The organism is Algoriphagus sp. SE2 (assembly GCF_039563885.1).
Lineage (GTDB): Bacteria > Bacteroidota > Bacteroidia > Cytophagales > Cyclobacteriaceae > Algoriphagus.
This window is the reverse complement of sequence record NZ_JBCLWJ010000002.1, coordinates 330086-356672: the sequence shown is the minus strand read 5'-3', so window position 1 is coordinate 356672 and position 26587 is coordinate 330086. Positions and strand designations below refer to the sequence as shown.

The following is a 26587-nucleotide window of genomic DNA, read 5'->3' as shown; positions in this document are numbered from 1 at the left end:
GGTGGAGGAAACCTAGCTGGCTTTGAAGGCACAAAAGAAAGGCAATATTCAGTAAAACAATACAATATTTAAACCGATTTTATTTTATAGGATTTTCTTGGGGAAGTGAATTCTATATGAAAAATATCGTGTATAACTTCGAAGCCAGTGGAAGCACTGATTTAAGAAGATTTTATTTGAATGCCGGATATTTCCCAAACCAGATTTTTAATTTCTGGCCAAAACCTCTTGAAATTGCCATGAGGTATGCTGAAAAAAGGCTTGACCTGACCATTACAAAAAACAAACAAAAAGAATTAGCTTTAGCCTTTAACTGGTTTTTTGTTGACCATTTAAATATACTTAAAACAGAAATAACCAAATTCACCTTTGAAGATCAAGCACTTCCTCAAATTGATGAATTGAGGTTTAGACTTCAAAATGACGTATCATTCTAATGAAAAAAATCCTCACAGTATTTCTGGTATTGATTTTTACACAAGTTTTACTCGGACAGGAACAAAAGCTTTATAAACCCAATCAGATAAGAGAATTTAAACTGGTTCCTTTACCAGCGATAGGATCAAACCCTGCGAATGGATGGCTTTTTGGGTTAGCCCCTTCTGCAACATGGAGAATGGGTGACCCTGAAAACACGCATCTCTCAAATATTGTAGGGAATTTTCTTTACACAACAAAGAAGCAATGGATTTTCAGTTCTAGATCCAATGTCTTTCTTTCAGAGGACAAATGGATTTTAGTAGGTGATTGGAGATATTTTATTACATCACAACCCACTTTTGGTTTGGGTAGCTCGACTCCCAATGAACCAGTAGAAAACCCTAACCAACCTGGAGTTTTATGGGGTGAACAACAAATGGATTATTCTTGGATTCGATTTTATGAAACTGCATTAAAAAAAATAGGTGACTCTAAATTTTACCTTGGTGTTGGGTATCATTTAGATGTATTTTCAAAAATTGAAAACTTTTTAGATTTAGAAACACCTCCATCAGAATTAAATTATTCCCATGATTTTTACAATTCCCAATTTGGATTTGATCAAGATAAATACACACTTTCCGGCATTACATTTAATGGAGTTATGGAGAACAGAGATGTGGCTGTATCTCCTTATGAAAAAAACTTTGCTTTAATTTCATATAAAGTCAATCCTAGTTTTCTTGGATCAGATAAGAGCTCCTCAACTCTATTACTTGACTATAGACACTACTTTAATCTAAGTGAAAAAAGAAAAAGACATTTGATCGCACTATGGGGGCTTGGAAACTTTTTAGTATCAGGTGACCTTCCTTATATGAATTTACCCTCAATAGGTTATGATATGTTTGGTCGGTCTGGAAGAGGCTATGCACAAGGTAGGTTCCGAGGTGAGTCAATGCTTTATTCAGAAGCTGAATACAGATTTCCTCTTCAAAAAAACAAAGAAACATTTGGGGGTACCTTATTTTTCAATACTTCATCCTTTGGCAGTAAAATGACAAATGAAAAACTTCTGGAAAAAATCAACGTTGCCTATGGCATTGGTTTTCGGGTAATAATCAATAAAGAAAATAGAACTACCATATCAGCAGATTACGGATTTGGAAGTAAAGGAAATTCAGGATTCTATTTAAATGTGAATGAATCTTTCTAGTTTATAGGAGGTATTGATATTTGTAAACATTCATTTATTCTTCTCTAATCAATGGTTATTTTACATTTATTTTTTACCATGATAACTTTAGACTTTCTAAATTAGCTGAAATTTTAATTTCACTTAATCGTTAAAACTATGAGAAAATGGATTTTTATTATCGCTATTTTCGTGACTTTACCATTATCAGAAGTGCTTTGTCAGACGATGACAGTTGACGATGAAATAACACTGATACAATCGGCTTTTGGGAAGGATAAAAAAATGCTGGTTGAAGCTTACATGGATTTACCAGAATCTATAGCTCCAGGTTTCTGGTCAGTTTATCAATCCTATGAAGAAAATCGAAAACTTATTTCGAGAGAAAGACTTAAGATAATTAATGAGTATTTGGAAAAATTTGAAACGCTTAATGAAGAACAAGCAGATGATTTAGCAAAAAGAACAATTAAAAATGATAGCGATCTTTCTAAATTACATGCTAAATATTACAAGAAATTCAAAAAAGTAAGTTCAGCTTTAGATGCTGCGAAATTTTTGCAGATCGACACTTATATCCATAATACCATTAGAAATGCGATGCAACAAGAATTACCATTTATAGGAGAAAATTAAAACTTAATTAATATGATTAAAAAGCTTAACCAACTAGTAGTAATAGGTTTGCTTGCGGCAAGTTTTTTTGCTTGTAAACCAGATGGAGCTGAGTATATTGACGAATTAGATATCGTCTATACAAATTATGATGCCGGATTTGATTTTAACTCGAAAGGCACCTATGCCCTTCCGGATAAAGTAGTTAAAATAACAGATCAATTCCTTAATCTACAACCAGGAGATGAGCCTGAGTACCTTGACCCCGTATATGCTGCTGCGATACTAAGTTCAATTAGAAGTAATATGGATGAATTAGGTTATACCCAAGTTGATCAAAGTGTCAATCCTGATTTGATTATTTTACCCTCAGTTTCACAAACCGATCAAATTTTCTTCTATTATGATTGGTGGTATTGGAATTGGTTCTACCCAGGATGGGGGCCAGGATGGGGATGGTATTATCCCGGATATTATCCTCCTCAGGTGAGCAGAGTAAGAACTGGTACTTTGATGATGCAAATGACTTCTCCTGCTGATCAGGACGCATCTGATAAAATCCCGGTAGTTTGGACAGGTGTAGTAAATGGGTTACTTGAAGGGAGTGCAAATAGCATTAACAAAAGAGTAAATGATAGTATCAATAAAGCATTCGAACAATCACCCTATTTAGCAAAATAAGCCATGAAAAACATACTATTCACAATCATACTTGTTTTTGCGCTTTCGGTCTTTGCCAATGCCCAAAACTCTCTGTTTTCTTTCAACTATTCTGTAACAGTTCCCTTAGGAAATACTTCTGACTTTATTGATCAGGTTTCAGGTAGAGGATTTATTTTCGAATACCAGAAATTTATCGACCCTCATTGGGCAATTGGTATAGAAGCAGGACATACAACTCTTTATAAAAGAGAGGGAGAAAAGGTTTATAGTGAAGGTACCGCGTCTTTGTCTGGGATACAATATAGATATCAATACAGTTGGCCAATATTAGCAACAGCGAATTACTACGCTTTGAGAACTGGCTTGATTCGACCTTATGCTGGAGTTGGAATTGGAACAATGGCCAGCCAGAGAAAAATTGACATGGGTATCTTTAGGTCAGATAAAACACATTGGCAATTTGCCATCAAGCCAGAGGTTGGAACTTTGATTCAGCCAAATCCAAATATGGCATTTCGAATTGGAGCTAAATATTTAATGGGTATTGAAAGTAGTGATCTCGTTGGTCAGTCAAACCTTAATTTTAGTTTTGGAATAGTATTTATTAATTAATCATTCCAAAAAATATTAAAAAGCCTATTAAATCCCCTATTACACCGGTTTTAGTAGGCTTTTGTTATTTCCATGAAAAACCTGAAGCAGTAATTTGTAGTCTAAAATTTATTAAATTTTAAACAGCTAAATATTTAAATTTACTTTGATGTAATTTAATACGAATGAAGTTTACTAGATTTATCCCATTATTGATACTCCTTTTTCTGAGTTTAGCTTGCAGTTCTTCTTTAGTGACTATAGAGGATAGTGCGTATAAAGACTTTGATCTCTCCATCTATCAGACGTTTGATTTTCTTGAGGTAGAAAACACCAACCCAGAAAATCCGAATTTTGAAAATGCCATTTCGTTATTAATTAAAGATGTTGAAGATGAAATGCTAAAACGCGGGCTAAAAAAATCTTCAAACCCAGATCTAAAAATCAATCTTGGTCTTGTAGTAGAGGATAAAGTTCAAACAAGAACCACCAGTCTGGCAACGGATCCCTTTATGTATACCGGTCAAAGACGATATACCTGGGAAAGTAAGGAAGTACCTGTTAATACCTACAAAGAAGGAAGTATTACCATGCATTTAGTAGATAGTAAGAGTAACAAAGCAGTGTGGGTAGGTTCCATTAATCGCGTTGTTCCGAAAAAAGATGAGAAAAAAGCGGAAGCCATAGATTTTGCAGTTTCTGAGCTTTTCAATGAGATAGATAATTAACAAAAAAACAATTCATCAACTATGAAAAAATATAATCTAATATTCACCTTTTTAATTTTGGCTATTCTAGTCAGTTGCTCTCCAAGCACAAAAATCATAGGTTCATGGACTGGTCCAAATACTCCATCCGAACCTTATAAAAGTATTTTTGTCACTGGTATTACAGAAAACCTAGTTGCAAGGCAGACTTTTGAAAATGATATTGATGCGCAACTAGAAGCAAGAAAAGTAACAGCAGTAAGCAGTTTTGATATAATCCCTCCAGGGTTTAGAGCAACTGAAGAAAATAAGGAAGCTACTTTAAAAGCAATAAGAGAAGGTGGAAGTGATGCGATTCTAACTGTTGCATTACTGGATCAAACATCAGAAACTAGATATGTACCCGGTACAACTATGTATTCTCCTATGAGTTATGGAGGGTACTATGGACGATTCTATGGGTATTATTCTTATTATAATCCTGTCATGTATGACCCGGGGTATTATGCTACAGATAAGAATTACTACTTAGAAATGAATCTTTATGATGCAAATACAGAACAGTTAGTTTGGTCAGCACAATCCGAAACTACCAATCCGTCTTCAATTGAAACGTTTTCTAGATCATTTTCTGAATTGGTTGTCAACCAATTAATTAAAGATGGATTGATTTCAGGCAAATAATTTCTGATCTATAGAAATAAAAAAGCTCCGAAATTCGGAGCTTTTTTGCTTTAGAACACTTTCATGGGTTTTAAGCTGCATTTCTTGCCGCGTTAATGATTCCGAACATGCTCCGCAATATAAGTTTTTGAAGCAATTCTGAACTTTCACCTGTCTCCAGCATACTTTGAATCGCATATTGCTGAATAGTAATTAATGGCAATACTATTTTTTCACGAATTGCGATTGACCTTTTGCTGACTTGGTTATCCCCCATTAGTTCGTCCATATCAGAAACCAGCTTCAGCTTTTCTATTGACTTATTATATTCGGAAAACATGATCTCCCAAAACTCACCATACGATTTATTCTCTTTTAAATAAGAAGTAGCTGAATAAAAACACTTGTTCAAGGACTGCATGGAGTTTCCAAGAAGTGTTCTGAAAAACAGGCTATTTTGATATAGTTCTTTCACATCATCCAATTTCCCCTCTTTTTCCATTTTCTCTATCGCTGTCCCTACTCCGTAAAAGCCTGGGATATTTTGCTTCATCTGTGCCCAACTTCCAACAAAAGGAATAGCTCGAAGGTCTTCGAATTTCAATCCCCCTCCCTTACCTCTCTTTAAGGGTCTAGATCCAATGTTTGTCATTCCAAAATATTTTAATGGCGTAACATGCTCTAAATAAGGGACAAACTTCGGATGACTTTTGAAATCTTTGTAAGAACCGTAAGCTTTATCTGCTAATTCTTGAATTAAGTTTCTCTGTTCTGCATTGAGATTATTTACAGAATCAGAATACAAATGGTTTTCTAAACCCGCACTCAGCAATTGTTCAAAATTGTAAGTACATGAGGCTTGCTTTCCATAATTAGCAGAAATTGTTTGGCCTTGAATCGTAACTTGTATTTCAGAATTCTCAACTTTCTCTCCAAGAGAAGCATAAAAATTATGCATATTTCCTCCTCCTCTTGCTGGAGGCCCTCCTCTACCATCAAAAAAGACCACTTCAATGTTATTTTCCCTGGAAACTCTAGTAAGCTCTTCTTTCGCTCGGAGAATTGACCAGTTCGCCTGTAAATATCCACCATCTTTTGTTCCATCTGAGAAGCCAAGCATTATTGTTTGTTTATTTCCTCTGCTAGCCAAATGCTTTTTGTATTCCGGCAAATTATAGAGACTAGTCATAATTTCTGGGGCCTCAGCCAGATCATCAATTGTTTCAAAAAGAGGAACAATATCCAAAGGAAGAGTTTCCTTACCAGCTCCGACTATAAGCTCTGCCAACTTAAATACTTCCAGCAAATGCTTTCTTGATTGGCAATTGGAAATAATGTATCGATGAAGCGCTTCTTCTCCATTTGAATTTTGGACTTCGCTAATGATTCCAAATGTCTGAAGCATCTCCCTGTGGAAATCATCCTTAATCTCTGTTAATTCAGGCAAATTCTCTATGCCAAGAATCTGTTCAATTTGTTGATCTTCAGTTTTTCCCCATTCAATTCCTTTAATAGAAAAAATCTCTTCCCAAAGACTATCATGTTTTCTACTATCCTGTCTAGCATCCATATATGCAAAATGGAATCCGAATATTTTGACTTTCAGGATAAATTGATCCAATAAATCGAGAAACATTCCCTTATGATATTTTATAAGTGAATCTCTCACCTCAAAAAGATCATCTAACAATTGCTCCTTGGATATGTAAACAGATTGTTCTTCAAATAACGTAGAAAAAATGGCCCGTTCTATCTGTAACACCTTATCCTCTACGTGCTTAAAAGTCAATCTCCTTTTGAGTCTCCTAAGATCTCGGTAGTAGCATCTAAGTATCCACTTCTTTAACCTTTCGGCAACCTTCACGGTGGTTTCATGGGTAACAAATGGATTCCCATCTCTATCACCTCCAGGCCAAAAACCAATTTTTAACAATCCTGAATTTTCCCAACTATGAAGTGGTATTTCAAGGGTAGAAAGTAATCTGATGATGATATCTGAAATACTTTGATAAAAAACATTTTCCAGATACCAAATTAAACTAACTGCCTCTTCATAAGGGCTTGGCTTTTCTCTATTGATAAATCCTGTTTTACCCAATTGTTTAAGCAATTGATCTATTTGCCCTATGTCATCCTTTCGGATCGCATTTTCCAAATCAGTAATAATCCCCAAAACACTTCCTGGATAAAATTGCGTTGGGTGGGCAGTTAATGTTAATCTAACAGAGAAATTCTTCAGCTTTTCTATTAAAGCTTCACGCTTGTGGTCATTATCAGCTCTATTAATCAAAGCTTTGATTGATCCTTTTCCACTTAGGTCATTTATCTTCTCATAGGCAGCATCTTCAATCGAATCAAATAAAACTACTTGTCTTTCAACATACTGTATCATTTTGAAAAGAAGATTATTTTGATCCGTTTTAGAATTCCCGGACATCATTTCTTCAAAAAATCCATTGATAATTTCTTTCGGAGTTAATCCAGATTGAAATCCTTTTTGGCAGGCAGTCCCTAAAATTGGAAGTAAAGTACCAGTACGATATATATCATCGAACGGAAGATCTAAAAATAAACTGTTGTAAATCGTGAATCGCTTAGCGACTTCGGTATCATAGGTTTTATGCATCAGGGCTTAGTTTAATGAGTATTCTAATTTAAAAAAAATCCAAGTTTTAACCAATTATTTGCCTAATCAATAACAAAAAAGGAGAATTATTTAATTTTTTACAGATATTTTAAAATATCTTAATAAATAAGGCAATCATATCAAATTGAATAATTTTCTATCTTTCTGCTATGAAATCAATCTCAATAATTGGCCTTTTTTTATTAATTCTATTTTCCTGTAAAAACCCTTCGGAAGTGACCAAAAGCCAAGAAAGTAAAACTTATACATTTATCGTAGGCACATACACAGACTCTTCCAATCAAGGAATAAATCTTTTAAGATTCAATCCCGAAGAAAATCTGCTTGAAATAAAACTCTTAGCACCAGATGTTCAGAATCCTTCGTTTGTTTTAGCAAGCAGAGATAACCATCATATTTATGCCTTGGAGGAATCTGCAGGAGTAAGTGGAGGAGATGTTTTGAGTTTTAATTTAAATCTTGAGAACGACTCCTTGGAACTCATCGATAAAGTATCTTCATATGGTGATCATCCATGTTATTTAGGCTTATCTCCAAATGGAAGACTATTGGCAATTGGAAATTATTCAGGAGGAAACTTGAGTGTTTTTCAAGTAGAATCAAATGGAGAATTAATTCATAGGCAAACCATTCAGCATACAGGAAAAAGCATCAACCCAGCCAGACAGGAAGGCCCTCATGTTCACAGTACAGTATTCAATCCTTCTGGCGACAGGTTACTTGTGGCAAATTTAGGCACAGATAAAATCTATAATTATAGAGTAAATCCCAATAATCCCGAGCCGCTAGAATTAGTTGAAGAATTCCCACTTACGCCAGGGGACGGACCAAGACATCTCACATTTTCTGGGGATGGAAAATCTATTTTTCTTGTACAGGAAATGACTGCGATACTTGAAATATACGATTTTGAAAATGATGTTTTCACTTTAAAACAGAGACTTTCATTATTGGATGAGGATTTTTCAGGGGCAGTTGGAGCGGCAGAAGTTAGACTTTCACCTGACGAAAAGAATGTCTATGTTTCAAATAGAGGTGATGCAAATACAATCTCAGTTTTTCAAAAAACCGATTCCGGAGATTTTCAAAGAATACAAAACATAAGTTCGGGTGGTATTATGCCCAGAAATTTTAATTTAACAAGAGACGGTAAATATTTGTTAGCTGCACATCAGGCCAGTAATGACATCGTGGTTTTCGAAAGAAACAGCCAAAATGGAGCACTAAAACTTACTGAATGGAAAGTACAGATAAACAAACCTGTTTATCTTTTCCAATTATTTGATTAAACTGGATACTCCCAAATCACTTTAGAATCATACTGAATTTGTCCATTAAGAACTGTTAAAGGCGAGTTTAGATTGTTATGATATAATTTACCTGTTCCCAAACCTTGAGGGAGTTTTGGGTTATATTGACTAGTCAATTGGCAAATTGCATTCAAACCGATGTTACTTTCTAAGGCTGAAGTCATCCACCATCCAATTTCTCTTTTAACTGCTTCTGAAATCCATTCACGGGTTTCCTTAATCCCACCTAACAAACTCGGCTTTAGAATTATAAATTGGGGCCTAATTTGATCAAGCAAATCCCCCTTTTTCAAGACTCCAATTAATTCCTCATCCAAGGCTATGGGTAAATTGGTCTTGGAACATAGACTTTTCATTTCAGCTATCTGTCCTTTTGCAATCGGCTGCTCAATACTATGGAGCGAGTATTGTTGAAGCAACTCTAATTTCCCTAATGCTTCTTTCGGAGAAAAAGCCCCATTGGCATCGACCCTTAAAGTAATTTCCTCAGAAGAATAGATGGATCGGATGTATTGAAGCAATTCCAACTCTTTTTGAAAGTCGATCGCTCCGATTTTCATTTTGATGCAAGTAAAACCCTCTTTTAGTTTTTCATCGATTTGCCTTTTCATGAATTTCTCATCCCCCATCCATATCAGACCATTAATAGGAATCGGTTTGCTCTCATCAAAAAAAACATTTTCGAGGATCTTTTTCTTCCCGCCATTTTTTAAATCTAAAAGTGCTGTTTCCACTCCAAAGCGAATACTTGGTAGCTCAAATGGAATCAAATCAGAAACCTGTTTTAAAATAGCCTCTTCATTCATATCCCAACTTATAGATTCCAATTTCTTGAAATAATCCTCCAGAACATCTTCAAAATCAGATCTGTCATCTACACTTAATTTGACCAGCGGTGCTGCCTCCCCCCAACCTATTATTTCAGACTTTTTTTCCTCAAATGCCTGGATCCAATAAACTACCTTATTTTTTAAAACCCCTCTAGAAGTACCTGCGTCAAAACGAAAAATTAGGTTTCTCTTAATGTGTTTAAATCGGATTTTTTTACTTAATGACATGGTTATTGAGTATTTGAATCTATAATTCTTCTTTCAAGGGCTATATTTGCGGGCGCAACCAGAATTGAGTTATGAATATCCCAAAAATCGATTTAAAGGCTTACGAATATACATTACCCGAAGAGAGAATTGCTAAATTCCCGCTTGAAAAACGAGATTCTTCAAAACTCCTTCATTATAAAAACGAACAGATTGAACATTTCAGTTTCTCAGATATTACAAAGCTTTTACCTTCTGATTGTTTATTGGTTTATAATAATACAAAGGTTATCCCTGCTAGATTGATTTTTCAAAAAGAAACAGGGGCTAAAATTGAGATTTTCCTTTTACAGCCTATATCACCAACTACTGTAATTCCTGAAATCATGCTTGCTACGTTTCCTGTGATATGGGAAACAATGATAGGAAATGCTAAAAAATGGAAGAATGGAGAAATATTAAAAGGTAAAGTTCAATTGCAGAACCAAGTAGTAATCATTTCTGCAAAATTATTAGATAGAGAGAAAAAACATGTTGAATTCTCATGGGACAATTCCGAAATAGCTTTCGTTGATCTGATAGAAGCTTGTGGTGAGATACCTCTGCCTCCCTATTTGAATAGAAAGCCTACTGAAGAAGATAAATCCAGATATCAAACCATATATTCTGAGAAAGAAGGAGCAGTCGCTGCCCCAACTGCAGGATTGCATTTTACTGATGAAATCTTAGAAAAGCTAAAAGAGAAAGGCGTTCAAACAGAGCATGTAACTTTGCACGTAAGTGCCGGTACTTTTCAACCTATAAAATCAGAAAAGATTACTGAACACCCAATGCACAGTGAGCAGATTCACATAGAAATTGGAACAATTAAAAACTTGATTGAACATACCGGGGAAATTGTGGCCGTGGGAACTACCTCTATAAGGACCTTAGAAAGCTTATATTGGTATGGCGTTATGTTATTGAGAAATGATGGAGAAGAATTTCTCGTGCCAAAATTATATCCTTATGGGAATTTTGGAGAATTACCTGAATACAAATCATCATTCAAGGCAATAGCCAATAAAATGGAAGAAAAAGGAATCACTAGCTTGATTGGATCCACTGAAATTTTCATTTTTCCCAGCTATGAATTCAAGGTCGTGAAAGGATTAATCACTAATTTTCATCAGCCTGGCTCCACTTTAATTCTTTTAATAGCATCTATTCTTGGTGAGAAATGGAAAGAAGTATACCTTGAGGCACTTCAAAATGATTATCGCTTTCTAAGTTATGGTGATAGCAGTTTATTATGGATATAAGAGCTAAAATTTTGAATCATCAAGAGCAGAATAATCGCTTATACTCGTCAATTTAAAATGAGAAAAATTATATTTTTCAGCTTTTTGATTCTTACTTTTTCTTCATGTAAAGAAGATGAAAAACCCAGATCAGGTTTTACTGAGCTTTCAATTACAGGAATTCAACTAATAGAAAGAAACACTTCAAATGAAAAAGATAAAAGCTGGGATCATCTATTCGGTAATTCTCTGAACCTAAATTTCATAAATGAGGAAGGTCAATCTTTTCAATTAAGCCTTAACCCAAATGAATTTGAAAAGCCCTATAGTATTGAATTACCTTTTGGGGATTACACCTATTCGGGCCAGCAAATTTCAGATGATATTTCTGAATTCTTACCAATAAAAATAAGTGGCTCTCTGAAATTAAGTAAGGATAAACAAACACATGTTTTACTCGCCGGTACAGAATACGGTCTGATAACTATAGCCCAAAGTCAAGTTTCACAAAAACCAATTTTTATTTCAGACCCTTCATTTATTTTTTCTGAAAAAGAAAATGTGTTTTACGCTTATGGTAAAGATGGTATAAAGACTTCAGTTGAAATAAGTGAAGATAATCCAAATAATAAATTTAGAATTATTAGTCAATTTTCTGAATATCAACACCTTGAAAAAAATATAGTTAAAAAAGAGGAATCTGTAAACTATAAATTTGAACCAGTTGATTTTACGATAATTGAAGAAACAATTCTTCTGGATCTTGAGAATAAACCTCTAAATTTAATGCCATTCATTACTAGTGAACTTGATGTTTCTTTAAATGAAAGTTCCGGTCTCGCCTTTATTCAAAACCGACTTTTTTCCATTAACGATGAAGATAATAGTGCTTCAATACAAGAAATCGATCCATTGAACGGTCAGTTCATCAGGGAGGTCATAATAGGAAATGCCAATAACACAGATTGGGAAGATTTGGCACAAAGTGAGACTCATTTATTTATTGGAGATTTTGGAAACAATAGAGGTAGCAGAAAAGATTTAAACATCCTAAAAATACCCATTTCAGAACTATTAAATTCAAACAGTGTGGAGGCAGAAAAAATCGAATTTGCTTTCGCTGACCAAATTGATTTTACTGGTTCTGTTGAAGGTAGCAACTTTGATTGCGAGGGTTTTTTCTACTTTAATAAACAACTTCATGTTTTCACAAAAAACTGGGGTAATAATCATACTAGACACTATCTCATTCAAATTGATAAGCCTTACCAGGAAATTTTACCCATTGAAGAATTTAATACTGAAGGACTGATCACAGGCGCTGATATCAGTAATGATGGTAATGATATTGTGCTTTTGGGCTATGAAAACAAAGGAATAACATCCAAATCCTTTGTTTGGATATTATCTGGTTATTCTGGAAATGAATTCTTTGGTGGCACTAAACGAAAAATAAACCTTGGAAGTCCCTCAATTCTCTCCCAAACCGAAGGAGTTGTTTTTAGAAATGAATCTGAAATCTTTATTTCAGGAGAAAAAATTAATTTTTCAGGATTAGAAATTCCTGCTAAATTATCAGAATTAAACCTTACAGGGCTATTTTAATCAAAAATACTTATTTTTTTAGCATTGGATTTAATAACATCATCAAGCTCCTTGGCCAGTGGTTTCAAATAAGAAAAGTATTTCTGATTATCTTCATCCAACTGATCCTCATCCATCAGTTCTAATAAACCCAAGATAGATGATAGTGGCGACCTTAATATATGAGAAGGTCTAATGGCAAGTTCTCTCAACCTTTCATTTTCTTCTTGAATTTGGATCATTTTCTTTTCAATCGAAGAAATATCAATAATTTGAACTAGTGCCGTGATATTCTCAGGGTACAAACTATTTACTTGCTTAACATTAACTTTCCAGAGTCCATAATCTCCGTCTGGAGTATCATGTCTAAAGTCGAAATCAGCGGATTCTTTTTTTAGAAGACAGTTTTTCACCTTCTCAACTAAAATAGAAAAGTTAGAGGAATCTACTTTAAATTTAAAACTATCCCCTTCTGAGAAAGATTTCCCTCGCCAAGCTTTGGATAGCATTCTTCCCTCTAAGTTTAACTGTATAACCTTCATTTTTTGGTCGATCAACCAAACTGCTCCCGACAATGCCGATAGCTGAGTCAAACTAAAGGGTTTTGAAGTTGAAATAGTTGTTGTTTCTTTCATTTTCTTAATTAGATGAATTGATTCTGATCGCCATCATCCTGTAACAAAAGACAAGATCAGTTGAATGAAATCAATCTCGATTTCCGAATTGTTGGTCATTTTCAGATATAGTCACTAAATAAGAAGTGTTGGGTGATAACTTCTTAGAACTTAATATCGAAATATTGTAAAAAATTTTTAATTAAAAAAAGACATATTTTTAAAATTTAATACTTAAAAATCGAATTATTCGAACAATTATTCTTTGAAAGCATTAAAAAGTCGATTCATAACTAAAAAATGCTTTTCATTGCTGAAAAACATTTAGAGAAATTTTTAAAATATTTTAATTAAAACTATTCAGATGTTTGAAATCCTGATATTCTATCTCTTTTACCATCAATATCAAGGCATTAGCAAATTCTTGCTTACAAGTACAAACTTGAAAAGGAAATTCAGAATCTGAAGTGCTAATTATTTCGCAAGAACCAAAAAATCTTTGCATCTCTTCTTTGGAGTTAGTTTTTATCGTTAAACAATCAGCTTTTTTAAGATTTCTTTCAATCAAAAAATCCCCATTTATCGTTTGAATTAACATAAAGGCAGTAAGTTATCTACTTATTAAAAAATTATATCCCAAAAAAAATTCATTGAAATTACTGTTTTTTCAAATTACAGAATGTGAACATAAAAATTATTTCTTTTGATTACCAGTATTTTAAAGAAATAATAGTCCAGAAATGATTTCTAAAGCTATTTATCTTGTAATAATCTTAGCAATTGATTTATATTTGCAACGCCTAAAGGAAAAGAGAATCTCCGATCAGGAAAATTGAGAAGAGTTTCAATTCTACTTAGAAATACCCAAAATAGAGAGTTGGGTGAGTGGCTTAAACCAGCAGTTTGCTAAACTGTCGTACGGGTCAAACCGTACCGGGGGTTCGAATCCCCCACTCTCTGCTCAAAAGCCCTGGAATTAATAATTTCAGGGCTTTTTTATTAGACTTTAAAGAAAATTAACTTTCTAATTACATCTTAACTTTAAGATTTTTCATCAGACCAGTTATACTATCACCAAGCATCACTGCATGTTTAGAATCCATTTTTGATAGAACAGAGCAAATTATCTCTAGATTTTCGATTTCCGCCACTTTATGACCTTTGTTTCCAGCTTTTTTCCAAAGCATTTCATATAGACTCTGAACTTCAGAAATCTCTACATTAGGAACTCCTATCAAGAATTGAGTTAATTTTAGTGTAGTGTTATTCGTCATCGTCCAATAATTCTTAAGACTAGTAGGGTCTTTTGAATATTTTTCAAGAAGTTCAACTATCGCTTTTCTTGCCTTAATTGGTAAGCCGCTAACACCTGTTTTTCCTACACTTAATAGTTTTAATTTCAAAAGAATAAGCCAATTGGTCAAGGGATACGGATTTCTTAACTCACTTGCTTTGGAAGCTTTTTCATAATAAGATATTGCTTCCGAAAGGGCGGTTTGATAGTCTTTCGAAGACATTTTAAGAAGAACAAACATTTTTCGTTTGTAAGCGCTACCCAGTAAGCTTAGCCTTTCCGAATTTTCTCCTAATCGAATTAATGCCTTAAGATCAGTTAATTCCTTAAGATCAGAAATAACCTCTTCTAACACATCTACCGTATTAGGCCCATTTTCTTCTTCTTCTAAATAATTTTTGACAGCTAGTTTGGATCTGACATTGCAGTATTGTTCTATGGATTTAATTGAAAAATTAGATTGACCTCTTCCAATCAATTTTTTATAGCAATTACAAGACCTTGAATATTCATTTAGTCCATTATAAATGGAGGCAGCTAATTCCAAGGTTCTATCATTTTCAATTCCTAACTTTTCAAGGGAAGCTTCCAATTGAATCATGTGTTTTAGTACAGATTCTGGATTATAATTATTCGCTTCCATTTGCTGACTCAGATTCTTCAATTTTATCTCAACTTCTTCAATCACCAAAATCCCCGAATCATTGGAATTACCCTGCTTGTAATTGATCAATTTATAAAAAGGGTCACCATAACATTGGAATGCTCCCCAGGTATTGGTTCTTCTTCCATATTCTTCATATATCTTCTTTCTGGATTTCTTAACTGCTTCCCCAAAACCATCTCCAGCAAACATGTTTTTATAAAAATTTCTGGCAAATTCCAGTGCAGCAGTATCATCTACTGCCCATCCGGCCACGATTACAGATCTGGCACCATTGTTAATCAATTGAGTTCCAATATTTGCCGCAAATTTATTTTTTTGCTGACTGTTCAGTTCTGCATCTTTATCCATCTGACCCAAATAGCAACAATTAACAAATACCAATTCCGCCGTTTCACTCATTCCAGCTATCTGACCTGGTGTTAAAAAAGAATCATTTCCTATGATCATTCCAGTAGATTTTTTTGGCCCATAATTAAATACTCCATGTCCTGCGAGGTGGATGATTTTATGGTTTCTTGAAAAGAGTTTTAAGAAAATTTCAGAGGCAGTACTATTTATTAAACTCTGGGTTATAAAGCCCTCTTCTTTTAAAATACTCGCAACTAATTCAGCCTCTTTTCTTGCTCCAGGAAGCTGTGAAAAGAAATTATCAAGCTGAGGGTCGCCTACTATAAGAGCAGTATTCTCATTTACCCTTGAAGTCTTATCCCTGAAGTTTCCTGTGGCAAGTTGACGTACCATTCCGGAGTGAATACATAAGGGTACTGAATTAATATCCTCTTGAATCATCTCCCAAGGATATTCTGCTGAGGCAATATCCAAAACCCAAGAAATATTATTTTGACGTTTTAATTCCTCTTTAAAGCTTAGGGGGATTAGCAGCTCAAACATGGTTTTTGCAATCTCGGGAGAATAGCGGTTCTTCATGGTCATATCCTTTAGCAAGATTGCTAATGTCTTATTGTTTGACTCTACTTCTTCAACTTTTTCACTTGCTCCACTTGTCGCAACGGACATTCTAAATTTTTCCGATCCATCTTTTATTTCTTCACAAACAGTAATTCTTGTCCACCAGTCAGAAGAGTTATCATAGGGGATTCTCCATCTCCTTCCAATTTTCGAAATGAGACCTTTCCCGCCAAATACAATATTAAATTCTCTTCTATCAGTAGATTGTAATTTCTGTATTGTCTTTAGAATAGAAAGTGCCTTATCATTGTAAAGCTCAATTATCTCTATCTCTTCAATACCTTGTATTTTACCTTGGTAGAAATCTCGAATATTTCTATTTGCACGTTGAACTCCAAGAAATACAGCCCGGATAGAGCTGTCTGTGGATAAGCCACCGTAAGAATTAGCAATTGCGATAACAGAAATACCTATGGTTTCTTGGTTGGAACTAGATTCTGCCTGATTTCTTATCGTTAAATATCTTGAAACTCCCTTCTCAATTGAGATCATGAGTTGATAAGCAGAAAGCTCACCGGGAACCCCTAAACCAACAATTATTGCTCCTTGAAAATCTCTTCTCAAGTTTTTATCGGCCATAACAATTTGATTAGTTCCAATAGGACCGGGATATAGCCCCATTCGGAGTAATCTACTCAACTCTCCATTCAGTTCATCATCAATAGCTTTCTCAGTGGTCAAGATAGAATCATACTCAAAATGGCCAGCCAGCACAGGGAATTTTGCATATTTCAAATCTCCATGGCTAACACTTACACGTATGGGCTTCTCTACCGTCCATTTCTCTTCTCCTTTATCTACACCAATCAAAGTGTTCAGAACATTCTCTTGACTGATATCAAAGACTTCAGTTTCAGTAGCTACAAAGTCTTTTTCATCACCCCTGACGCTAGGAAGACTATTTTGCAATTTTGTGGTACTCCCATAAATCAATAGGTCCTCAATTGCGGCAAATAGTTTACTGTCTTTTGAAAGACCTCCATGGGTTACATTACAATAATAATATTGACCTGATTTCTTAATACTTTCAGGGATCCCTGATTCCCAAGTCACACTTTCATCCCCTGCATTGGTCCCATAAAAAACCAATTCCCCATCTTTAATATCAAGGTTGGAAACAGTAAAATTCTTTTTACTACTCTGACCAGCTATATAGCAAATATTTCTAAAGTCAATTTTGTCTGATTTTTGGATTACAACTTCTTGATGTTCTCCAAATTCCTCCAATACTTTCTTGGATGGAATTGGCCATGATTCATCACCTGAAGCTGCTCTTAGTTTCTCCCACAAATTTCTATCAGAAAAGTCATGTCTGCTATTTTTCCCAATAGGAAGAAGATTCAAAATCCCTGGAAAATCGCAGAATACATTCAATAAGTCTTTGGTAGAATGTCTAATATCAATTTTCCCCAAAAGTCGGATGATACTATCCCTTCCAAATAAAACATATGGAATTCTATAAGACCCACCTAATGGAGAGCCTAGAAATACCGCTCGAAATCCGATAGAGGAATTTAATTCATTCCAAGTCTCTGGGTGGTAAAGTATAAAGTCTCTGACCAGAACACCTCCCATACTGTGAGCAACTATTTTAATAGGTTGCTTGTTATCTAAAAGGCTTGTTATCTTTTTATTTAATAATTCCGCACTATGCTTTAAAGGAAGTCTCCAGTCAAATTGAAAAGTTACTACATCATAAGATCTCTCCAAGTTTTTTCCTAGATCTTCGTAGGAAGTTGCTATTAATGAATCAGCTGAAACATGCTCTGAGCCACCGCCCTGATATTTCAATTGTGATAAATCACCTTTCAAGAATCTGAAATAATTAATCCAAAGCATATTATCATCCCTAAGATTAGAGCCCATTATACCTGGAAGAATGATAACAATCGGACGGTCTCCCGAAACTTTATCGCGTTTATATTTTCCTCCCTCTAGACCTAGAACTCCTCTTTCAGCGCTGCTTGTTTTAACTTGGGTGATAAATCCTTCTGGTACTTGTCCCAACTCCGATTCCAAAGCATCAATGATTGCTTTTGAAGTTCTTGGGGTAGAAAAATATTTAAAATGGTCTATTTGCCCACTTTTTTCAATCAATATTGAAACATTGCCTGGCTTTCTTATAGCACCCCATTTCATACTCTCGGTATCAACAACGAGGTCATTTTTGTCGAGAAAGAAAAACTTCCCAACCAAAACCACTAAACTCTTAAATTTTAAGCTTAATTCACTGCTTCCCCCAACCACAAACAAGGAAGATTCTATTTCAATTTCAGATCCTTGATAATTCAAAGCTTTGATAAATGGAGATTTGGGATTCATTGCTTCCAATCCGGGCAAAACGTCCACATCATCTTTGCATGCCACTGCCTCCATGATGGTTTCTTTGAAGGCCACATAAATTGGGTTTCCGGCCTGACCAGTAGCTAATCCTACTAAATTGAAAGTGACATTTAAATAAATATTAAGTCGTTTTGAGGCCAGAGTTGTTCCATTGGCTGGACATGCGACCCGTACCATAGTTCGGATCTTGATATTTTTGGATTCCATCAAATCCTCCAATTTTTCTATAACCTCTAAATCTCTATCTCGCTCATTATCGAGTAAAACTCCTTTCTCAGCAGGGTCAAACAATATTCTTTTTTCCTGAGGATCAGAACCTTTCGTTTTGGAGCAAAATCTTGCAAACACATCTGCCACCAATCCACCTCTAGAATGACTTATAACATCTAATTCAATCCCATTGGGGAGTTGACTCACCAACTCCAGAACATTTTCTAGGGGACTCGTTGTTAAAGTTCTATGTTGAAAAGCTAAAATTTGAGTGGATCCATAGCCATTAAGCAAAGAATTCCATTCGTCTGAATCTTTAAATTCCCCAAATGAACTTTTTGTAGAAGATCCCGTACCGTGCAAAAATAATAGGTGTCTCTTTGAGGCATCCAGATCTTTCGCTTCCTCCAATTCAAAATCCGGTAAACAACGACAAAGAATTCCAAATTTTACTGCTTCAAAATCATTCCCAAGAAATGCAAGCTGCTTATTTTCAAGCTTAAAAGCCATTTCTCTCATTTTTGGCCGGATTACCTTTTTCTTGACAAAAATCTTTATCAATTTTATTCCGACCTTTTTTAATATTCCTCTCTCTAATTCATCCGAACTAATTTCATTTGGTAAGAGAAGTTCTTCTTCTTCCCCTGATCTCTTAAAATCTTCTGGAAAAATCTCATTTAGGTTTTCCTTATCACCTATCCAAATACTATCATCATCAAATTCAAACTCAATAATCTTATCCTCGCCTAAATCGATGGTTTGTTCTTCCACATCTCCTCGAGTTGGACTAAAAACAGTAAAGGCCTGATCCAATCCATATAATTCAAAACCACTATCTTCTCCTTTTAAGTATGGTAAATGATCGTTCCCTTTTAGTTTGATTTTTAAATTAGCCATGATAAAAATTAGTCTTTTAAATTCTAAAACCTTTCTTTTTAAAGATTCTGTTTATGCAGTAAAACTGGGTTTATGCCAGATATTCGAAAGGGATGAGAAAAAATCATCCATTTGGTCAAAAACCGATTGATTAAAATTCAATCCAAAAACTACCTACAAATTATAATTAATTGTTTGGAAAAAAATCATGAACTCAAAATAATCTGAAAACTATCAACTCGAAAACATTCAGAAATAATATAACTATTCCTTTAGCCTAATCCTTGTTCAAACCAAATCTTCCGATTCCGAATGGTTCTAAGTTTCCAATGACCAGTTTTATAATAAATAAATGCAACAGTTGCCGCTACAAAATTGGATATTGGAAATGCCCACCAAATCCCTTCAAAACCTAATTCCGTATTAGATGAAAGTATAAAAGCTACAGGAAACCGAATCACCCACATGCTAAAAACAGAGATCAGCATAGAAGCTTTCGTAAACCTTGCACCGTTGAATAGTCCATTTAAAACCTGCTGGACTCCCAATAAGCCGAAACTGGGGGCCATGATACGAATAAACTTTGCACCATCTTGGATTACTTGAGGGTCATTTGGAACGAAAAACCGGGTAAGGGTTTCAGCAAAGGCAAATAAAACAAGTCCAATCGCACTTAAACCAAAGAATGCGATTTTACTACTCAAATCACCGATTTTCTCAGCTCTTTTTATCTTTGCTGCTCCTATATTTTGCCCCACTAGAGTCGTAGTAGCTATCGCAAAACCCAATGCAGGAACAATAACCAAACTTAAAATTCGTGCTCCGATTCCATAAGCAGCTACTACTTCACTTCCAAAACTTGTCACCAACATCACCATGAGAGTCATGGCAGCCGCACGGGAAGATTGCTCCAAACTCGAAGGTATTCCCAACGAAAACAGGCGTTTAACCCACCCCCATTGAGGTATCATTTCAGGTAAACTTATTTGAATTCCTCTTTTTCCTACAAACAAAATGGTAATCCCAACAACAGCAGAAAGTCCCTGAGTAATAACACTGGCAATTGCAGCACCTGCTACACCATATCCGGGAATGGATCCATATCCAAAAATAAAAAGTGGGTCTAACACAAGATTAAGAAATACTGTCCCAAGCACGATGTACATTGGAAGCATCACATCTCCTATTCCTCGCATTAAGGACTGAAACAAGAAAAACATGAATAAGAATACAAAGCCCCAAGAAGAAACTTGAAAATAGGTTACCGAATCAGTTAGAATTTCAGGCCCTGCTCCAATTAGATTCATTAAAGGATTTGCTCCCAAAAAACCGATAATCGCTAATAAAATAGATACTAAAAAAACGACAATAAATGTTTGGGAGGCAGAAAAATTGATCATTTTTTGATCTCCTGCTCCCTTATATTGAGAAACAAAAACAGTTCCTGCGAGAGTTAATCCTGCCCCCAGAGATAAGATGAAAAATAAAATCGGAAAACTGATACTTACAGCTGCGACTGCATTAGCCCCTAATCTTCCCAGCCAAAAGGTATCAATCAATTGGTAAGCTGTCTGCAAGATATTAGCCATGATTATAGGCCAGGCCAGAGAAGTCAAAGAATTAAGAATTTTACCTTCCAGTAAAATTTGGTTTTTCTGCATATAAAAAGGAGAGCTTTTTCGTAGTTATCAATTAGGAATCATTTAAGTAGAAAAAGAATTCCAATCTTCTCCAATTTCAAAAGAAAAACTATTCTATTTCTAAATTTTTCAATTGAAATCATACTTCAATTCAAACCCTACCTTTTTTCAATTTGAATATCTCCACTTTGATTTTTCATTTGCAGATAGGTTTCAATTTTAGAGAGATCCTGAAAATCAGATTTATTAACCCATCCAAATCTCACTTCCTCCCCTTTTAAATAGCGGTTATAAAAATCAATCCCACTTTTATCTGCGTATGGATAACTTTCTAGAAGATCCCCTTTTCCTAACATCCTTGGATCTCCTTGTGAGGTAAGCTTAGAAATTAACTCAACTCTCATCTCGCCAACTTTGTCTTGATATTCAATTTCCTGAGCCAAATTCCTCATACAATCTGGATCATTTTTAATATCATAAAGTTCTTCTTCCTCTCTTTTCCCAAAAGACCAGTACCAATATTTGAAAGTTTCAGGGTTGTAAATACTATTTAAGACAACTGTTTTTGTGGCTCCTCCATCTGTGTTGAGGTAGCCAGTCTCAGGGTTTCCTGCAGGCCATCTTTCAGTCTTAAAATTTCTTAGATACAACAATCCATCTTTAATCATCCCTCGAATAGGATATCCTACATCATCAGGACGTCCAATATCATGTCTTTCTTTTCCAATTAAAACACTACTACCCTCTTTAGAAATTAGCCCTTCTTGATCAGAAAACAAATACCTAGTAAGACTTTTACCTGTTATTTCTGCCATGCCTGAGGATTCCTGGGAAATTCCAGCTATTTCTAAAAACGTTGGTGCAAAGTCGATAAAGCTTACTAAATCCTCAATTTTTCTACCGATGGATTTGATGGCTTTAGGCCACATGACTGCAAGAGGAAGATGATTTGAATATTCATATTCCTGCCCTTTTATCCTAGGGAATGGCATTCCGTTATCAGATGTTACGATAATCAACGTGTTATCTATTTCACCTGAAGCTTCTAACTGATCCAACATTTTCCCCAATTGTGTATCAAAATATTCTATTTCGAAAGCATAATCTAAAAGATCTGTTCTTACAGAATCACCCTTTGGCCAAAAGTCAAAAATATCATCTTCATTTATATCACTAATTTTCTTTCCTCCTTTGGAAATTCCTGATCCATATTCATAAGCACGATGAGGTTCCAATCCTCCATACCAAAAAAAGAAGGGTTCTCCATCTTTTCTATCTTTTAAGAAAACCTCAAAATTAGAAGCATAATCCACATTGCTGATTTGTGATGTAGGAGGCGTAAGTTTTATTTCACTGTAGTTATTAACCAGTAAATTTCTGGGACTTCCATCTTCATTTACAGCTACTCCAGGAGCCCAACCCTTACCTGTATAGCCAACGTGATACCCGTTTTCAGACAGTGATTCTGCCACGGATTTGAATTTAGTAGGAAAATAGGCCCAGTGATTAACTGCCTCCTCAAGTTGCCAGGAATTTCTGCCTGTCAAAATATTTGATCTCGAAGGTCCACATTTGGCATTTGGCGTATATGCATTTTGGAATAGAATTCCTTGAGCAGCAACTCGATCAAAATTCGGAGTCTTAATCCAATCACATCCATATGCTCCCATATGGAGGTAGGTGACATCATCCATAATAGCAAAAAGAATGTTGGGCCGTTGGACTTCCTCCTGTTTCTGAACACAAGAATAGATGAAAAAAAGCAACAAGAACGGGAACGAATTAGAAGTTATTTTCCTCATTTGACTAAATAAATGACACTTACCGTGAACTCTTTTAAATTACCCACCATAAGTATTTAATCCAAGCTACTATAAAAATCGGCAAAATCATTTCCATTATAAACTGGAGAATTCCAGATTGGAACCAATCTTTAAAATTTAGAGAAAATTTTATGCTTGTTGAAGCGTTTTACTTTTTGGGTCCGTCACAGTTGTGAAAAAATAATTTACCAAATACTATGATTTACAGAGTGAAAAACTGGTCTTTAAGAAATCTGAAAAATTTAATCACCCTTTTATTCATCGGCGCTACAGTCTTTTTAACTAGTTGCCTTGATAATGAAAACACCATGCCATTACCACCAGCAGGCTATGTATTAGTCTACCAGGGGTCTCCCAATGCTCCGGAAATGGACATTTATGCAAACCAAAACAAGATTAACAACTTCCCTATCAAATATACAGAAGGGATAAGTTATGGGCCATTTTACATAGGAGAGAGAACTTTTAGGTTCACTTCTGCATATTCTTCAAGTGTACTTTTAGAAAAGAATTTCATAGTCAAAGCTGACAGTGTTTATTCAATTTTTGTTTTAGATAATGTCGATCAGATTGATGCGGTAATGATCCAAGATGAGTGGGAGAATCCAATTGCGGAAGAAGCTCAAATACGTTTAGTGAATTTGTCTCCAGACGCTGGAAACGTTTCACTGGAGGTCTCGGGTCAAATGTCAACTTTCACAGATGATTTGGAATTCGGTTCGGCAAGTGATTTTGAAGGAATTTCAATAGGCACCTACGATTTCACCATAAAATCAAAAAATAGTGGTGAAGTTTTAGTGACCGCTAATGATATCGAACTAAATGGCAATCACATCTATTCGCTTATTTTGAGAGGTTTGGAATCTACTGCAGACACAAACAAGAAATTAGATCTGCAGCTTATTACTAATTATACCAACTATTAAATCCTAGATGAATCGAGAAAATCCCGAAGTTCTACTTTGGGATTTTTTTTTGGTTCAATTTAAACGTCTTCAAGAATAGAAAGAATATTACCTGCTGGGTCCTTAAACCATGCGATCAATGGGCCTGAATTTCTACAAATCCCTTTTTCATCTGTTTTAATAGGATCTTGATATTGCTCAAAAACAACTCCCTTTTCAATTAATTTATCAACTGCCTCCTCGACATTTTTCACTGGGAAATTTAAAACCGTAAAAGAAGCCGGTTTATGATTTATTTTTGGGTAAATCATAATTTGATTTTCATCAGGAAATTTAAGGCATAGTATCCCCATTGATAATTTCTCTACTTCTATTCCTAAAATCTCACGATAAAAAATTTTAGCATCGTGCAGATCATCTACAGAGAAACCCCCGAAAGCCTTCGTATTGGTAAACATAAATTGAACTAATTAAAATGTTAAACTTAAAAGGAATCCGGGTCTATTGGTATCGCTTAATTTCTAAAAAATAAAATAAAAAAAAGGATTTGAAGATGTAAAATTCCTCAAACCCTTTTGATAGCTTCTACTATTTTACTCTTTAATTACTTTTCTACTCCACCAAAATTAAATTTTAAGCTCGCTCCAAACATGCCGAAATTATCTCCAAAACCTGAAATAGTCCTAAGCTGATGGTTATAAAAAGGCATGATCATATAATTCACCTTTTTAGATTCTAAAACCCGGAAATTTAAACCGAAATTTAAAGTTGCAAAAGGATAAAATCTTGAATCATCATTGGTCAAAACCTGTGTTTGCGAAATCGAATTACTTGCCAATGCAAAGGAACTATTATCGGAGGAATTATTAACTGCAACTTGTTCATTCACTGTCGTAACTTGTTCTGCATTTCGGTTAATTGCATATAGATTTGAAAAACCTGCCTGAATGGATATAGAATTATTTCTGGTAATGGGGTATCTTAAATAAAGTGGAAGTTCCAATTGAACCTGCTGAATATCTTGCGTTTCCACTTGAGAAGTCCGGTATCCAGCAATGGTTATTGGCATTTGAGATTCATTTTGCTGGTTCAGATAGTTAACTCCAAATCCAGATCCTAATGTCAATTTTCCAGGAAGATCAACATTTAATGACATCCCGACTCCGAAACTTGAAGCAGTAGTGGTAGTATTGTTTTCCTGAAATGAACCAAATCCTGGTGTAAGTCCCATTCCAAGGTAAACTTTAGTATGCTCTTTAGGTATTTCCGGAAAGTCTTCTTCTTTAGTCATCACATCCTCTTTATCAGCTATCAGGTTGGTTTTCCCAATTGATTCCTCAGGATTAATTAGCGAGCTATTGAAGCTTTCTTTATTGACGTTTTGCTCTGAAGAATTAGTAGAATTTTCCGTGTTCACTTTTTCCTTTTCAGGATTTATTGCTGCCAAGGATTTCTCATTGGATAGATTATCACTCTTCTCCTTCTCTTGGCTTTTGGAGTCAGACTCCATTGCAATGGAATTGTTTTCTTTACTAATTGACTCTACTGCATTTTGCTCTTTTGAAAAAGCAAAGTTTTTAGATTTTGTTTCTTTCTCAAGAGTTCCTGGAACAGGCTCTCTTGAATTCAGTTCATCACTTGGATTCGTTGGAGTACCCCCCTCAATCACTTCAATATTTTTATTTTCACTCCCCCTATCTTCCTGAATATTTTCAAGGGAATTTAAAGGATTGTCAAGTTTTTCTGAATTCCCCAAAACCAAAACATCACTGTCCCCATTTAAAAGATCATTTTGTTCAAGAAAAACTTGAGAAATCCCAAATAGTAATAACAATGATGCTGCTACAGCACCAATCCAATAGGTAATAACCTTACGCCTCCTTGCCTTCCTTATTTTCTGAAAGTTTTCCCAAGCTCCTATTTCATAAGGAGTTTGACCCTCTTCCAAATATTTTTTCAGGGAAGAGGCGATCCATTTATCCGACTTATCTTCCTTCATATTCTTTTAAATGTATTTGTACCAATTGACGGAGCTTTACTTTCGCCCGAGTGAGATAAACCCGCGAAGAACCTTCCGTGATCCCCATTTTATCAGCAATTTCTTTGTGACTATACCCTTCAACTTCGTAGAGATTAAATACTAGCTTATGATCTTGAGGTAATTGGTTTATTAATTTGATAATATCTTCAAAGCCCAAACTTGATAGCGCATTTATTTCCACCTCATTTGGTAAATCTATTGCCAGATCAGAATGATTCTGATATTTCTTGTTTTTTCTATAGTAATCTATTGCAGTATTGACAGTTATTCTTCTGAGCCATGCTTTGACAGTAAGAAAACTTTCAACCTTTCTAATGGAAGCAAAAAATTTTAAAAAGGAATCATTTGTAATTTCCAAAGCCAAATCCCTCTCCTTTGAATAGGACAGACTTATCCCCATGACATAGCCATAGTATTTTTTATAGAAGATTTCCTCATGTTTTGCTGAACGCCGTTTGCAACCGGCTATCAACTCCTCTTCCGTATAGTTCAA

Annotated in this window: 20 protein-coding genes and 1 tRNA gene; 12 read left to right on the top strand and 9 right to left on the bottom strand. The window is 35.0% G+C overall.

Features of this window, described 5'->3' with window-relative positions; all coding sequences use genetic code 11:
- Window positions 1–116 precede the first annotated feature (116 nt).
- From AAGF08_RS03605 to AAGF08_RS03575, 7 genes are all read left to right on the top strand, one after another.
- Window positions 117–437, top strand: coding sequence for a hypothetical protein (locus tag AAGF08_RS03605; protein WP_343509650.1), 321 nt, complete (start codon window positions 117–119; stop codon window positions 435–437).
- Window positions 437–1636, top strand: coding sequence for a BamA/TamA family outer membrane protein (locus AAGF08_RS03600; RefSeq protein WP_343509649.1), 1200 nt, complete (start codon window positions 437–439; stop codon window positions 1634–1636). The genes AAGF08_RS03605 and AAGF08_RS03600 overlap by 1 nt, the downstream gene beginning before the upstream one ends.
- A gap of 138 nt (window positions 1637–1774) precedes the next feature.
- Window positions 1775–2251, top strand: a complete 477-nt coding sequence (locus AAGF08_RS03595; protein ID WP_343509648.1) for a hypothetical protein — start codon at window positions 1775–1777, stop codon at window positions 2249–2251.
- Between the two features lie 12 nt (window positions 2252–2263).
- The gene (locus tag AAGF08_RS03590) at window positions 2264–2911 is read left to right on the top strand and encodes a DUF4136 domain-containing protein (RefSeq protein ID WP_343509647.1); all 648 of its coding nucleotides are present in this window, start codon (window positions 2264–2266) and stop codon (window positions 2909–2911) included.
- A gap of 3 nt (window positions 2912–2914) precedes the next feature.
- Window positions 2915–3505 (top strand): outer membrane beta-barrel protein, encoded by a 591-nt coding sequence (locus tag AAGF08_RS03585; protein WP_343509646.1) that lies wholly within the window; start codon window positions 2915–2917, stop codon window positions 3503–3505.
- A 164-nt stretch (window positions 3506–3669) separates the two neighbouring features.
- Complete coding sequence (locus tag AAGF08_RS03580) at window positions 3670–4212, top strand: DUF4136 domain-containing protein (protein WP_343509644.1); 543 nt, start codon at window positions 3670–3672, stop codon at window positions 4210–4212.
- A gap of 21 nt (window positions 4213–4233) precedes the next feature.
- Complete coding sequence (locus tag AAGF08_RS03575) at window positions 4234–4875, top strand: hypothetical protein (RefSeq protein ID WP_343509643.1); 642 nt, start codon at window positions 4234–4236, stop codon at window positions 4873–4875.
- 70 nt (window positions 4876–4945) lie between these two features.
- Here AAGF08_RS03575 and AAGF08_RS03570 read toward each other — a convergent pair whose 3' ends face one another.
- Window positions 4946–7480, bottom strand: a complete 2535-nt coding sequence (locus tag AAGF08_RS03570) for a phosphoenolpyruvate carboxylase (protein WP_343509642.1) — start codon at window positions 7478–7480, stop codon at window positions 4946–4948.
- Window positions 7481–7650: 170 nt separating this feature from the next.
- Here AAGF08_RS03570 and AAGF08_RS03565 point away from each other — a divergent pair, with 170 nt between their 5' ends.
- Window positions 7651–8790 (top strand): lactonase family protein, encoded by a 1140-nt coding sequence (locus AAGF08_RS03565; protein WP_343509641.1) that lies wholly within the window; start codon window positions 7651–7653, stop codon window positions 8788–8790.
- On the opposite strand, the gene AAGF08_RS03560 is transcribed toward AAGF08_RS03565, so the two are convergent.
- A complete protein-coding gene (locus tag AAGF08_RS03560) occupies window positions 8787–9869 on the bottom strand; it encodes an o-succinylbenzoate synthase (RefSeq protein WP_343509640.1) in 1083 nt (360 codons plus the stop codon). The genes AAGF08_RS03565 and AAGF08_RS03560 overlap by 4 nt on opposite strands.
- 71 nt (window positions 9870–9940) lie before the next feature.
- Between AAGF08_RS03560 and AAGF08_RS03555 the strand changes: the two genes are divergently transcribed.
- A complete protein-coding gene (locus tag AAGF08_RS03555) occupies window positions 9941–11149 on the top strand; it encodes an S-adenosylmethionine:tRNA ribosyltransferase-isomerase (protein ID WP_343509639.1) in 1209 nt (402 codons plus the stop codon).
- Between the two features lie 57 nt (window positions 11150–11206).
- The gene (locus AAGF08_RS03550; protein WP_343509638.1) at window positions 11207–12733 is read left to right on the top strand and encodes a hypothetical protein; all 1527 of its coding nucleotides are present in this window, start codon (window positions 11207–11209) and stop codon (window positions 12731–12733) included.
- Here the strand turns inward: AAGF08_RS03550 and AAGF08_RS03545 are convergent.
- Window positions 12730–13347, bottom strand: a complete 618-nt coding sequence (locus AAGF08_RS03545; protein WP_343509637.1) for a hypothetical protein — start codon at window positions 13345–13347, stop codon at window positions 12730–12732. The genes AAGF08_RS03550 and AAGF08_RS03545 overlap by 4 nt on opposite strands.
- A gap of 850 nt (window positions 13348–14197) precedes the next feature.
- Here AAGF08_RS03545 and AAGF08_RS03540 point away from each other — a divergent pair.
- Window positions 14198–14286: transfer RNA gene (locus AAGF08_RS03540), tRNA-Ser, on the top strand.
- A gap of 68 nt (window positions 14287–14354) precedes the next feature.
- Here the strand turns inward: AAGF08_RS03540 and AAGF08_RS03535 are convergent.
- The 3 genes from AAGF08_RS03535 to AAGF08_RS03525 form a co-directional block, all read right to left on the bottom strand.
- On the bottom strand, window positions 14355–19706 hold the full coding sequence (locus AAGF08_RS03535; protein WP_343509636.1) for a CHAT domain-containing protein: 5352 nt from the start codon (window positions 19704–19706) through the stop codon (window positions 14355–14357).
- 251 nt (window positions 19707–19957) lie between these two features.
- On the bottom strand, window positions 19958–21346 hold the full coding sequence (locus AAGF08_RS03530; RefSeq protein ID WP_343509635.1) for an MATE family efflux transporter: 1389 nt from the start codon (window positions 21344–21346) through the stop codon (window positions 19958–19960).
- 137 nt (window positions 21347–21483) lie between these two features.
- Window positions 21484–23127 carry a sulfatase gene (locus AAGF08_RS03525; protein ID WP_343509634.1) on the bottom strand — a complete coding sequence of 548 codons (1644 nt, stop codon included), beginning with the start codon at window positions 23125–23127 and terminating at the stop codon, window positions 21484–21486.
- 218 nt (window positions 23128–23345) lie between these two features.
- On the opposite strand from AAGF08_RS03525, the gene AAGF08_RS03520 reads away from it, so the two are divergent.
- Complete coding sequence (locus AAGF08_RS03520) at window positions 23346–24074, top strand: DUF4397 domain-containing protein (protein ID WP_343509633.1); 729 nt, start codon at window positions 23346–23348, stop codon at window positions 24072–24074.
- Window positions 24075–24133: 59 nt separating this feature from the next.
- Here AAGF08_RS03520 and AAGF08_RS03515 read toward each other — a convergent pair whose 3' ends face one another.
- The 3 genes from AAGF08_RS03515 to AAGF08_RS03505 form a co-directional block, all read right to left on the bottom strand.
- Entirely contained in the window at window positions 24134–24511 is a 378-nt protein-coding gene (locus AAGF08_RS03515; protein ID WP_343509632.1) for a VOC family protein, read from the bottom strand.
- Between the two features lie 146 nt (window positions 24512–24657).
- A complete protein-coding gene (locus tag AAGF08_RS03510; RefSeq protein ID WP_343509631.1) occupies window positions 24658–26052 on the bottom strand; it encodes a hypothetical protein in 1395 nt (464 codons plus the stop codon).
- Entirely contained in the window at window positions 26039–26587 is a 549-nt protein-coding gene (locus AAGF08_RS03505) for an RNA polymerase sigma factor (protein WP_343509630.1), read from the bottom strand. The genes AAGF08_RS03510 and AAGF08_RS03505 overlap by 14 nt, the downstream gene beginning before the upstream one ends.